Source organism: Vibrio anguillarum, from assembly GCF_001989995.2.
In the GTDB taxonomy this organism is placed as follows: domain Bacteria; phylum Pseudomonadota; class Gammaproteobacteria; order Enterobacterales; family Vibrionaceae; genus Vibrio; species Vibrio anguillarum.
In genome coordinates, this window is record NZ_JAHGUP010000026.1 from 11853 (window position 1) to 24967 (window position 13115).

11 protein-coding genes and 1 pseudogene are annotated in these 13115 nt (G+C 46.3%); 5 read left to right on the forward strand and 7 right to left on the reverse strand.

Translation table 11 applies throughout. From position 1 onward, the window contains the following. Positions 1-186: 186 nt before the first annotated feature. Positions 187-1338, forward strand: a pseudogene (gene galK / locus PL85_RS18815) (galactokinase); the annotation flags it as partial. Positions 1339-1368: 30 nt separating this feature from the next. Then, entirely contained in the window at positions 1369-2403 is a 1035-nt protein-coding gene (gene galM, locus PL85_RS18820) for a galactose-1-epimerase (protein ID WP_234826571.1), read from the forward strand. A gap of 69 nt (positions 2404-2472) precedes the next feature. Here galM and PL85_RS07095 read toward each other — a convergent pair whose 3' ends face one another. The 4 genes from PL85_RS07095 to PL85_RS07110 form a co-directional block, all read right to left on the reverse strand. Further along, positions 2473-3471 carry a substrate-binding domain-containing protein gene (locus PL85_RS07095; protein WP_026027964.1) on the reverse strand — a complete coding sequence of 333 codons (999 nt, stop codon included), beginning with the start codon at positions 3469-3471 and terminating at the stop codon, positions 2473-2475. Between the two features lie 156 nt (positions 3472-3627). Further along, on the reverse strand, positions 3628-4179 hold the full coding sequence (locus tag PL85_RS07100; RefSeq protein WP_174223842.1) for a gamma-glutamylcyclotransferase family protein: 552 nt from the start codon (positions 4177-4179) through the stop codon (positions 3628-3630). 10 nt (positions 4180-4189) lie between these two features. Further along, on the reverse strand, positions 4190-5131 hold the full coding sequence (locus tag PL85_RS07105) for a zinc transporter ZntB (RefSeq protein ID WP_088729127.1): 942 nt from the start codon (positions 5129-5131) through the stop codon (positions 4190-4192). A gap of 66 nt (positions 5132-5197) precedes the next feature. Further along, positions 5198-6649, reverse strand: coding sequence for a RimK family protein (locus PL85_RS07110; protein ID WP_017046561.1), 1452 nt, complete (start codon positions 6647-6649; stop codon positions 5198-5200). 70 nt (positions 6650-6719) lie between these two features. Between PL85_RS07110 and PL85_RS07115 the strand changes: the two genes are divergently transcribed. Next, entirely contained in the window at positions 6720-7835 is a 1116-nt protein-coding gene (locus PL85_RS07115) for a GNAT family N-acetyltransferase/peptidase C39 family protein (RefSeq protein ID WP_115339253.1), read from the forward strand. Positions 7836-8014: 179 nt separating this feature from the next. Next, positions 8015-9199, forward strand: coding sequence for an NnrS family protein (locus PL85_RS07120; protein ID WP_094163682.1), 1185 nt, complete (start codon positions 8015-8017; stop codon positions 9197-9199). A gap of 120 nt (positions 9200-9319) precedes the next feature. Here PL85_RS07120 and dapD read toward each other — a convergent pair whose 3' ends face one another. The 3 genes from dapD to PL85_RS07135 form a co-directional block, all read right to left on the reverse strand. Next, positions 9320-10351 (reverse strand): 2,3,4,5-tetrahydropyridine-2,6-dicarboxylate N-succinyltransferase, encoded by a 1032-nt coding sequence (gene dapD / locus PL85_RS07125; RefSeq protein WP_115339252.1) that lies wholly within the window; start codon positions 10349-10351, stop codon positions 9320-9322. 248 nt (positions 10352-10599) lie between these two features. Further along, complete coding sequence (locus PL85_RS07130; RefSeq protein WP_010318120.1) at positions 10600-10899, reverse strand: YebG family protein; 300 nt, start codon at positions 10897-10899, stop codon at positions 10600-10602. Between the two features lie 97 nt (positions 10900-10996). Then, a complete protein-coding gene (locus PL85_RS07135; RefSeq protein ID WP_013856148.1) occupies positions 10997-11890 on the reverse strand; it encodes a LysR family transcriptional regulator in 894 nt (297 codons plus the stop codon). Between the two features lie 117 nt (positions 11891-12007). On the opposite strand from PL85_RS07135, the gene PL85_RS07140 reads away from it, so the two are divergent. Then, positions 12008-13024 (forward strand): TDT family transporter, encoded by a 1017-nt coding sequence (locus PL85_RS07140; RefSeq protein ID WP_013856149.1) that lies wholly within the window; start codon positions 12008-12010, stop codon positions 13022-13024. Positions 13025-13115 lie beyond the last annotated feature (91 nt).

Here is a 13115-nt window from a genome sequence, read left to right on the forward strand (position 1 = left end):
CATCTGTGCAGTTGTAGCCTTGTTGCTGCGTAAACGCACCCTAAGAACATAGGTAATCTATGTTCATTGGCTGAATTTACTTATCACCTCGCTGCGCCTCCAACGACTTGGGCTTAACAAAGTTTTTTTCATAGCGCTAAGTGGTTAATGAGAAATGAAAACCAGTTTATGAGTTTAGGAATGCAAATGTTTGATTTAATCCAAAATGTGAAAGCGTCTTTTGAGCAAGTGTTGGGCTACGCGCCTAGTCATATCATCCAAGCACCAGGCCGTGTAAATTTGATTGGTGAGCACACCGACTATAACGACGGTTTTGTGCTCCCCTGCGCAATTAACTATCAAACCGTGGTAGCGGCTGCCAAGCGTGAAGATAATTTAGTCCGCATCGTATCTGTTGATTATGGCAATGCACTTGATGAGTTTGACCTCACCCAAGAGATTACTTTCCAACAAGACAAAATGTGGGCGAACTACATTCGCGGCGTGGTGAAATGTTTGCTTGCGCGTGGGTACTCGTTTACCGGGGCGGATATTACTGTCAGCGGTAATGTTCCACAGGGAGCGGGGCTTAGCTCTTCGGCTGCGCTTGAGGTCGTGATCGGTCAAACTTTTAAAGAACTTTATCAACTGGATATTTCTCAAGCGGAAATCGCACTAAATGGCCAACAGGCCGAGAACGAATTTGTCGGCTGTAATTGCGGTATTATGGATCAAATGATTTCGGCGCAAGGTCGTGAAAACCACGCGCTACTTTTAGATTGCCGTAGCCTAGAAACACAAGCGGTTTCAATGCCAGAAGAGATGACCGTCGTGATCGTCAACTCCAATAAAAAACGCGGCTTGGTGGATAGCGAATACAACACCCGCCGCCAGCAGTGTGAAGAGGCTGCGCGTATTTTTGGCGTCAAAGCGCTGCGTGATGTAAGCATTGAACAGTTTAACCAAAAAGTTTCTGAGCTTGATGAGTTGGTGGCTAAACGTGCTCGTCACATCATTACTGAAAATGACCGTACTGTTGAAGCGGCCCAAGCGTTGCGCGCCCACGACATGAAGCGCATGGGCGAGCTGATGGCTCAATCGCACGCATCGATGCGTGATGATTTTGAAATTACGGTCAAAGAGATTGATACCTTGGTTGATATCATCAAAGAGGTGATTGGTGACCAAGGCGGTGTGCGTATGACTGGGGGCGGCTTTGGTGGCTGTATTGTGGCACTTGTCCCACCGACATTGGTTGATGCAGTGAAAGCGGCTGTCGATGAGAAATATGAAGTGGCGACTGGCCTCAAAGCGTCGATTTACGTCTGCCAAGCAAAAGAGGGCGCTGGTCTAGTGGAGGCTTGCTGCACATCTTCACTTGTTCACACTATGACTCAGCAAGTAGCCTATGATGGCCACCCGGCACAACTTGTCAGTTTGACTAACCGCATTGGTAGCCGCGTAGTATTAATGGATATTGGCGCAACATGGCTCAGTTGTGAGTTGGCGCTTAAGGATGGGGAACGCAGAGAAGTTCTGCTGGGTGTTTCCACCATGAGCGACTTCCAGAAACAACAAAGCTATATGGGCGTCACTGTGGGACGTTATGCCAACCGGATCGCTAAAGGCCAATTTGAATTAAATGATCAACGCTATCAAGTGACGACCAACCAAGCTGGAAATAGTTTGCATGGCGGTCTTGAAGGGTTAGATCAGCGTCGTTGGACTATTGCTCACAAAAGTGCTCAACAAGTGACGTTTTCAATCCATTCATCGGATGGTGACCAAGGTTTTCCCGGTAATGTTGACATTGCCGTGAGCTATGAACTGAACGATCAGAATCAATTGATCCTCCGTTATTTAGCGACCACAGATAAACCAACGCCGCTTAATTTAACCAACCACGCCTATTTTAATTTGCTAGGCGCAGAGAGTGATCATACGATTTTAGATCATTCACTCTTTATAAAAGCCGATCAATTTTTACCCACAGATCCACATGGAATCCCATTGTCAGGGCCAAAATCTGTCATCGACACGGGCTTTGATTTTCGCGTTGCAAAATCAATAGGTCGTGACTTACTCAAAGATGAGCAGCAACAAGCAAGCAAAGGGTATGACCACAGTTATTTATTGCCTGATAAAGCTGATTTAACCGTGTGCGCCGCGCAACTGAAATCACCAGATGCAAAGGTAACCATGAGCGTATTTACGACTAAGCCAGCCATACAACTTTATAGTGGAAACTGGCTATCGGGGACGCCCAATCGGCGCGGTGGGGTTTATCAAGGCTATGCGGGGGTCGCATTAGAAACTCAATACTTGCCGGATGCCCCCAATCATCCCGAATGGCAGCAACCCAGCTGTATTACTCTGCCAGGGCAAGAATATACTCATACCACCATTTACCAATTTGACGTTTAAGGTGGGTGCGTCGCTTATGTGTTGAGTATTGATGCCCAAAGTGGCGAGTGAAAGTGCAACCTGAGTGCGTCAGATTTTTTCTACCGAATCTCGACGCACCAAAGTCGGTGAGAAAATCATCGGTTCTTTTTCTATCGTTTCGCCACGGGCTAATTGGAGTGCCAGTTTAGCGGCTTTTTCAGCCATCATCTCGATTGGGTAGCGGATGGTGGTCAGCCTTGGGCGAATGTAGCGTGCGATCAACGCATCATCAAAGCCGATCACTGAAATTTGCTCAGGGCTTTTTACACCATTCTCCTCAAGCACATTTAACGCGCCCGCTGCCATATTATCGTTGTAGGCGACCACGGCAGTCATGTCGATCGAACGGATCAGCAAGTGAGTCATCGCTTGCTCGCCACCTTCGCTGTGTGGTTCGGCCAACTCGATGTAATTAGGAGCGATCTCAATACCGTGATCTTTCAACGCGGCTTGATAACCAGCTACGCGATCTGTAGCGTCTTCAATCGAATGAGAAGAGCCAATACAAGCGATTTTTTTATGACCGTGGCGGATCAAAAACTCAGTCGCCAAATAAGCACCTTTGTAGTTATCCAATGAGATGCAGCGGTTAGCCAGTTGCGGGATATGACGGTTGATCAATACCATCGATTTCACTTCGGCGGCGTAGTCGATCAATTCTTGATCCGATAAACCTTTCGAGTGAATCACCAAAGCGTCACAACGGCTGTTGATCAACAGTTCAATCGCTTGGCGCTCTTCTTCAGCACGGTGATAACCATTGCCAATCAACAGATGCTTGCCATTGTCATGAGCCACATTATCGACCGCTTTCACGAGCATGCCAAAAAAAGGATCGGAAACGTCACTGACTAGCACGCCTATGGTGTCGGTACTTTGGCTGACTAAAGCTCGTGCGGCGGCGTTAGGCCGATAGCCAAGCAAACTCATTGCGGCGGTGACCGCTTCAATCGATGTTTTACTCGCTTTAGGGGATTTATTGATGACTCGTGAAACCGTTGCCACTGACACACCGGCTTCGCGAGCTACATCTTTTATGGTAGCCATATTACACCTCTTGCTATTGCTCGCTGTATTTAACAATGGTGGTGTAAATAAGGCAAACGAACAATGCAATCAATATGATAATTACGACTTTCTATATAGGTAAGTCAAGGCTTCTAATTAATGTAAACGTTTAAAATTGGAATAAAAGCTAATGCGCTAACGTACCGTAGCAATCAGCCCATCAATGATCGCATGATGACAGGGTTCTACCCTTGCTAAATTACCGTATTTCGGCGCGAGGCGATCGTTAATCAGCGGATGTTGCCAGCCTACCGTGTGCTCAACAAAATGGCGCGCAAAGGTTTCTGAAAACTCTAAACAACCAGCCAGCACGGTATCGACATAGGTTTGTACGATAGGGCTTCGCTCGCAGGGAGGTTCTGGTGCCTCTTTGACATAAACCCAAATCGGCCATTGGAGGTTAAAAGCGTCATTACTCTCGATTTGATTAGCGTTGAGGGGCACTCGCTCATAACCACGCTCTCGACGGTCAAATTCTGCCAAAGCGGTTTCATCGATCTCCAGCAGTACGCCGTTGACTTGCCCTTGTCCTTCATTCACCACCAAAGGTGACAATATGTAGCTCTCATCAATTTTTCCCCAGTAACGAACTAAACCATGCGCGACCACGGGAATAGCTCTTCCTGTTTGCCCTGTTAACTGGCGAGAAGCGGAGTTGATCAAGCTGCCATAACCAAAAATATACATCATCAGTGAATTACGACTCCTTATTGAAAAAACGTAACCGATGCAAAATCCAAAACTCTAAACCAAAAATACCAACCAGTGCGATGCAAAAGAGAGCAAAAGCAACGGGGGATTCAGTACCGGGAATACCGCCGACATTAACCCCAAGTAAGCCAGTTAAAAAGCTTGTGGGTAGAAAGATCGCCGCAATCACCGAGAATAAATAGGTGTTTTGGTTCATCTTCTCTGCATGATATTGACGTAATTCCCCTTTGATCAGTTCGAGCTCTCCAAGGTAAAAATCGAGGGTTTCATTAATGCGCGTGATGGTGTTAACGCTGTGGCGCAGACGCAAGTTTTTATCATTTGCCAGCGAGACTTTGGAATCACTGAAATCATCGATGGCGTATTGCTGAGGTTTGATAAAACGTTTGATTTTGAGCAGCGCTTTATGCGTCTGCATCAGCTCGTCACTGAGTTCAATTTCGTTATCGTATTGGGTGATTTTCGCTTCAATGCTGTTTAAGTAGTTATCGATGTTTTTGTTTAAACCATCAATGATCTGCACGAGTACATCTGAAAGGGTTTGCGGGCCTTGCCCGGCCTGCAGTAGGTCACGGATTACATTGACGGCTTTTGACGGAATTTTGCGGGTTGAAAGCAGCGCGCCATTGAAATAGAGAATGCGCACGCTCAACATATCTTCCGGGTTGGCGTTGTCGTTCATGTTGACGCCACGCAAAATCAGTAAAAAGTTCTCATCATCGTATTGCTCAAACAGTGGGCGAGTGTCCTCTGCTAAGAGGCTGTCGACAATTGAAGTGGGGATCTGATACTGCAGCAACCACTCTTTTAAACCGGGAATATCGCGTTGGCAGTGATACCAATTCCCGGCTTCAATCAGTGAAGCACTATTGAGTTTTTGCTGCGGAGCGGATGCAGAAAAATGCCACTGGTCGATCAAAAATTCCATGAATATCCTTATAACTTGCTCCTCAATGACTCTGCATTGAGGAGCAGTAGATTATACCAATTGAGATCAGAAGCCGCGCATTTGAATACGGCGCAGAAACTCAGTCATGATCCTATCGTAAAGAAGATCGCCTAAAAACGCATCCTCAACTTGGTGATCAATACTAGGGTTATCATTCACTTCAATTACATAAACTTGGCCATCAATCTCTTTCAAGTCAACGCCGTACAAGCCACTGCCGATAAGGTTTGACGCTTTTAAGGCAACATCAACCACGTTTTTAGGTACTTGTTTTAAATCCAAGGTTTCAAAGCCGCCAGAAGAGACTCGGCCACTGTTGTGGTGTTGATAAATTTGCCAGTGGCCGCGGCTCATCATGTATTTGCAGGCGAAGATGGCTTGGCGGTTCATTACACCGATGCGCCAGTCAAAGTCAGTTGGCATGAAGGCTTGTGCCAAAATCAGAGCACTTTTTTCAAACAGTGCGCCGGCTTCGCGTTCCAGCTCTTGCTCGTCGCGTACTTTGACCACGCCACGTGAAAATGCGCCATCTGGAATTTTTAATACCATGGGAAAGCTCAACTCCTGCATGACATTGCTTTTCCATTGCTCATCAAAACTTTGCAAAATCACGCCTTTTGGCGCAGGCACTTTGTTGCGTTGCAACAACTCAGTTAAGAACACTTTATTGGTGCATTTCATGATCGATTCAGAATCATCCATCACCACCAAGCCCATTTTCTCAGCCGTTTTTGCAAAGCGGTAAGTGTAATTACTGATGTTCGTGGTGGCGCGAATAAACAAGCCATCAAATTCACCCAAACGCGATAAGTCATCCGGTGAAATGGTTTCTAGGTTAACCCCTAAACGGTTTGCGGCGCGGCGAAAACGTTTTAATGCTGAGGGATCAGAAGGTGGCATTTTCTCTTCTTCGTCCACCAGCATTGCAATATCGTAACGGTACTTTTTCTCTTGCTTCGGTTTACGCCAAACTTTGGTTGAAAACAGTTCTAATGATTCGACGAAGAAATCTTGCTCTTGGTCGTTCAAATCTTGGAATGGGAAAGGGCCAATTTTGCTGATTTGCCACTGCCCTTGAACGCGGTTCATTTCCAACTCAATGACGGGCACCATAAACTGTTCAAACAGACGGCGAGCCAGTTTATCCAAGCCTTTTTCTGCGGTGCGGCCAAAATAAATTTTGCACTGTATAAAATCGGTTTGGGCGCACAGTTTATTGAGTTTCAATAAGCCAGAAGAGAGTAAAAAGGGTTGATTGATGTCGTTGATTGCCATCACTCGAGGGATAACGCGGTGGCCGCGTGCCTCTGCCATCAGCGAGCAGTAATAGCCGCTGCTCATGTAGCCATAATCGCGACACAGGTTGACCACTTGCAGGCTGCGATGAGTATGGGTGCCATTACTGTTGAGGTATTGGTCTACACTTACCACTTGCTCTGAAGGGAAGTATTGTTGCCAGTCACTGGACTGGTCGGTCACGATCAAAAGGTTTGCCATTGCTATTCTTTTCCTTAATCAATAGGAATAATATTGAGCCGCAATCTTGCCAACCACTTAAGGACGTCGTATGGACTTTCGTCTTGCGAAAAGTGCTGATCTCACTGCTCTTAATGCGTTAGAACAACAGCTGTTTGACGGAGATAAAATCTCTCCACGTCAAATGAAGCGTTTTTTACATTCCAACCAAGCGGTGTTGTTTGTGGCCGATGCCGGCACAGAGCTGGCTGGATATGCATTGCTACTATTTCATCAAGGTACACAGCTATCAAGGTTGTATTCGATTGCCGTAAAACCTGATTTCAGAGGCCAGAGGATTGCTCAAAATTTGGTCGAGCAATGCGAGCGTGCTGCTCTTGATCAAGGTGCCACTACATTACGATTAGAAGTGCGTGAAGACAATACGGCAGCGATAAATTTATATGAAAAAATGGGCTATAAAACCCTGAAATTTCTTATCCATTATTACGATGATTTGTGTAATGGACGCCGGATGCAAAAACGCTTGTCGCCACAAGGGCCTAAGGTGCAATTACCGATGCCACTTTATGTTCAGACTACGCCATTTACTTGCGGTGCGGCATGCTTGCTGATGAGCTTTTCTTGCTTGTCTAAATCGTTTGAGCCGAGTCGCACCGCTGAGCTGCAACTGTGGCGAGAAGCAACAACGATTTTTATGGCGGCAGGGCACGGTGGGTGCAGCGGCCAAGGGTTGGCACTGGCTGCTAGTCGACGCGGTTATCATGTGGAGCTGTGGAGCCAATACAAAAGCACGCCTTTTATTGATAGCGTGCGAGATGCCAATAAAAAACAAGTTATCGAATTGGTTCATCTTGATTTTTGTGAGCAGCTTACTCATCAAGATGTGGCGATGATTGATGCACCACCGAGTCAAGAGCAACTGGAAGCGTGGGTGACGGAAGGGGCATGTGTGCTGCTACTCATCAGCACTTATCGTTTCGATGGTAAGAAAGAGCCGCATTGGATCGTACTCAGTGGTATGAGCGATAAATTCTTCTTCATTCACGATCCTCATGCAGAAACAGAAGCGGATGCGATGGCTTCGGCCTTCATTCCGGTCGGTAAAAAAGCGCTGTCACAAATCATCGGTTTTGGTAAACAAAAACAGACGGCTTGTGTGGTGATTAGCTCGAACAGCAGTGCTATGCGTGTAACCACTGGTTAGGATAGAGTTTAAGTGAATTCATTGAGTCATAATGACTGTTTTTTATTGAGTTGTTATGACTCTTTTTTTGAGTGATGTTTCTTATTGCGTTGTTTTTATTTGGTATTTTTATTGGCTTGAATTGTGCTTGTGGTGTTGGTCGTCTGTCATGATATCCACCACCGCCGTAAGAGGTCACAGTGCTCAATATTACCGATATAAAAGTAGAACAACGCATACCCGCTTGGTTGCGCCTTGGTTTTCGTCCCTTTTTCCTACTTGGTAGCGTATATGCCGTTTTAGCGGTGACGTTATGGGTCTGGATGTTTCAAACAGGTCAGCCATCGGCATTGCAAGTTCCTGCGCTGTGGTGGCATGTACATGAAATGCTGTTTGGTTTTGCTATGGCAATTGTGGTCGGTTTTCTATTGACTGCCGTACAGAACTGGACTGGCATTAATGGCACGAAACATTATCGCTTAGCCGTGTTAGTCGCCTTGTGGCTAGCGCCTCGAATCTTATTGTGGACGCCGACACCTTTGTGGGTCATCTCTTCTGTCGAAGCGCTTTTTTTGGCCGCTTCAGCCTATGAAATTGGCTGCCGAGTAGTGCAAGCGAAAGGCTGGAAAAATCTCTTTTTTGTGCCGCTGTTTATTTTAGCGATCGGCGCGAACTTTGCGAGTTATGCCACCATTAAAGGAATGCCGCCCTTTAGCTCAGCGGCGGTATGGCAGGCGATGTTGTGGTGGTTCACATTGTTGCTATCAGTCATGGGAGCACGCGTGATCCCTTTCTTCAGCGCAAGGCGTTTTAACTTTGAAAAAGCACAGCCATGGGTATGGCTCGATTGGTTAGCCAATGCACCCATTGCGGCCTTGTTTATTTTGAGTTTCTTCCCGCTGACGATGGTGCAGATTGGTCAGCCTATCATGTTACTGGCTGGGTTAGCGCAGTGGGTACGTTGGATGCGTTGGAAACCATGGCTAACATTGAGTGAGCCTCTGGTTTGGTCGCTGCACGCTGCGTATGCCTGCATTCCTTTGAGCTTATTACTGCGCGGGTTAATTGATGATGTATATGTCACTCATAACCTGATCCATCTCTTTGCTATTGGAGCCATCTCAGGCTTGATTTTGTCGATGATTGCACGCGTGACCATGGGGCATACCGGCAGGGCGATTTATCAAGGGCCTAAAATGAGTATTGCGTTTGCGGCTTTGATGATGTCGGCATTGGTACGCAGCCTCGGTGTAGCGTTTTTTCCAGCACAACTCTTTTTGATGGTGAATATCAGTGCCGCACTCTGGATATTGGCTTTTACTCTGTTTGTGTGGAAATTCGGCACGATGTTACTTACGCCGAGAGTCGATGGCCACCCGGGATAACGGTTTGGCTCGTAACGTGGAAGTAGCAAAATAAAAAAGTAGAAAGTAGCCTAGCAGTAGAAAGCGCGCAAAAGAAAAAGGCTTGGCACATGGCCAAGCCTTTTTATCAGAAAAACTGGATCAGTTATGGCTGTGCAGCATGCTGTTCAGTTCAACGGCTGATTTATTGGCTAAACACTCAATTTGACCAGTGATCGAGTTGCGACGGAAAAGTAGATCCGATACACCAGCTAAATCACGTGCTTTGACGATTTCCACTTCTTGGCCTTGGTTATCGAGCATACGCACTTTAGTGCCAGCAGTTACGTACAAACCTGATTCTATTGTGCAGCGATCGCCGAGTGGGAAACCTAAGCCTGCATTTGCGCCAAGCAGTGAGTTTTCACCGATAGAGACCACGACCTTACCGCCGCCAGAAAGCGTACCCATGATAGAAGCGCCACCGCCGATGTCCGATCCATTACCAACAACTACACCAGCAGAAATACGCCCTTCAACCATGCTCACGCCTGTTGTACCAGCGTTGAAGTTGATAAAACCTTCATGCATCACAGTGGTACCTTCGCCCACGTGCGCGCCAAGGCGAACGCGCGAGGTATCCGCAATACGGATGCCCGCTGGGACAATGTAATCAACCATTTTCGGGAATTTATCGACACAATCTACCGTTAAAGCTCGGCCTGCAAGGCGAGCTTCAATTTGACGATCCGCTAGTTCAGGTAGATCGATAGGACCCTCATTGGTCCATGCGATGTTGTGCAGCAGGCCAAAAATACCATCAAGCACAGTACCGTGTGGTTTCACTAAACGGTGTGAAATCAGTTGTAGCTTCAAAAAGCCTTCAGCGACTGATTGAGGCTGTTCGTCGGAAGCTAAAATAACCAGCACCAGTGGTTGTGAGGCGTTAGCGGCTTTATCGGCAAAACTGGCATTGTTAGCCTGATCATGTCGAGCAAATATCGCGGCGAGTTGGGCGCTTTGCTCAGTTGAGATGTCGATATGCTGGTTGCCTTCGCCATAACCAGAGACTTGAGCAAGCTCGCTTACTAGTGCGTCACTTGGGTTGAGAATTGGCGCTGGAAAAAACGCTTCAATAATTTTTCCATCACGGTTTTTGGTTGCCGTGCCAAAGGCAAGTGCAAAGTAAGCCATTTTGATATCTCCATGTTGTCACTATTGATGCGCTCGCCAGCGTAGGTTGAGCATCATTGCGGCGCACTCGATTTATCAAGCATCATAAAGAGTGAGGCAGGGGTAGGAAAGGGCAAAAGAGGAGAAAGTCCGTAAAACGATACCTTTTGTCTTTTTAGCGATGTATTTCTTTAGACAGAAATATAAAACCGCTGACGAAGCAGCGGTCTTTTCACGTTCTATTATCTTAAGTTAAGCGTTTAATCGCCTTAAGCTGCATCTTCTTCTGGTGCTTCGTCTTTTACCGCTTTGGCTTTTTTAGGCTTAGCCGGTGCAGGCTTGCGCTTTGCGCCAAGTGCGTAAAGCACTTCTTCTTTGTTTTGCGCTAAGAACATCGCCAAAGCTTCTTGCTTGGCTTCATCTTCTAGCAACTCACTTTTCCCTAACAGTTCGAAAAGCTCATCTGCCATATCGAGCATTTTGTCATAAGCGTCAGCGTCTGCTTTAGAGGTAAAAGTCATCTTTTCTTCTCCGTTGCGTTCCACCACGTACTTGACGATTACAGCCATGGTTAATCCTCTAACTTAGTCATTAATTCTACTGGCTGTTTATACAGTTTTTAAACCATGAAGTCTAGGTGAGCAGGAAAAAGTGAGAGGTGGATGGCTACTCTTTGTTCCATTGATAACAAAATTCAATAAAGTGTTTGAGCAGTGGGCTTTGGTATTTTTCTTTATGCACCAATAGCCAAAAACGGCGTTTCATGTCCAGCGGAACATCGAGTCTTTTAACCCGGCCATCTTGCAGTGCTGAATGCGCAGCAAGGGTGGATAAACAGCCCAAACCTAACCCTGCCGAAACACTGTTGATTAAGGCTTCAGTGGTATTCAATTCAAAGGCTTCATGCCACTGCTCAAGTCGTGGTGCGATAGCCCGTAAGAAAAACTCTCGCGAGCCAGAACCCGCTTCGCGCAATACCCATTGGCTCTGTTCGAAATCATTGAGGGTGAGCTGATTTATCATTGTGAGTGGATGTTCGGGTGCGCAAATAATACACATTTCATCGTGTGAAAAAGGCGTTGAAATCAGCTCTGGGTGCAGTGTTTTTCCTTCAATCAACGCAAGATCCAGTTCGTAATCGACCAACTTTTGGCAAATCAGCGCCGAGTTGGAAATAAACAAACTTTGCGAGATGTGTTGGGTTTGCTGGCGAAATTGACTGAGTAGATAAGGTGCAACATGGTTGCCAATCGTATCACTGGTACCAATGCGCAATTGGCCTGCGAGGGTTTGCTCACTGTCAAACAGTTGGTTGATGTTGCTCGCACGGCTTAGCAGTTCATCGGCGAGCGGCAACAGTTTTTGTCCCTCTTGATTGAGGATTAAACGGTTATTGACCCTATCGAACAGCGCATGCCCAAGCTGTTTTTCCAGTTCAGACAGTGACATGCTCACGGCCGCTTTTGACAAAAACAGCGCCTCTGCAGCTTGGGTCAAGGTTTTGTGTTGCGTAATTGAAGTGAATACTTTCAATTGCTTAAGAGAAATATTGGCAGCCATAATTTTGTTTAATTAATCTGAACGTGTGTTCTATATATTTAGATATATCAGAACAAAAGGCAAGCGTATGATAGCGACATTGAACAACTACTTTGTTAGTTCTGATGAGAGGTCAATATGATTCGAGCAGCAAAAGCGAAAGTTATGGGTGCGCCAACCCCTATGGCGGGTTTAGCTCTAGGCATCGCAAGCTTGGGTTGGAGTTGGGAAAACTTTGCACCATTACAAGGTTATGGACAATTAAGTGGGGCCGTTATTGCCAGCGTGTTGCTGGTGGTTCTTGCGTTTAAATTTCTCTTTCATGGCCACTTATTACGCCAAGATCTCGCTCATCCGGTTGTGGGCAGTGTTGTGCCTACTTTTGCGATGGGCACAATGGTGGTTTCCAATTCATTAGGCCATTTTTACCCAATGGCTGGTGATGCGTTATGGCTATTTGCTGTGGGTTTGCACATCATCTTCTTGGTCAGTTTTTTGTACCATCGCGCGCAGTCTTTTGAACTTCACCACATGGTGCCAAGTTGGTTCGTTCCACCTGTGGGTATTATTGTGGCCGATGTGGCATTTTCTGGAAACCCAGCACTTGCACCAATCGCAAATGCAACCATGATGTTCGGTTTAGTCGCTTATGCGGTGATGCTGCCGATGATGATTTACCGTTTCATGTTCACACATGAAGTTCCAGATGCAGCAAAACCAACTATGGCTATTTTGGCGGCGCCAGCGAGCCTCTCATTGGCTGGTTACTTAACTGTCACGGCTAACCCATCGCCAGTGATCATCGGCATTTTATTTGGTATTGCCGTGTTAATGACAACGATTATCTACTTAGCTTTCTTTAAATTATTACGCTTGCCTTTTAGCCCAGGCTACGCAGCGTTTACCTTCCCAATGGTGATTGGTGCAACGGCGCTATTTAAACTCACACATTGGATGGAAACCGTTGGGGTGAGTGCTGAGTATGTACAGCAAGTGCATTGGTTAGCTGGGTTAGAGTTAATTGTGGCAACTATTGTGGTGGGTTATGTTGCTATTCGTTACTTAAATTTCTATCAACCTCATCGCGTACTACTCAGCAGCATGAATGAGCTAGAAGAGCAAGACGAACACGCATTGAACTGTGAAATGAAATAGCCTGCAGTTTAGGCAATTCAAAACATAAAATTCTCAAGTATAGAATGCACTTATGCTAATCTCAGTCCTTATTGTGACAAGAAAAGCGTGA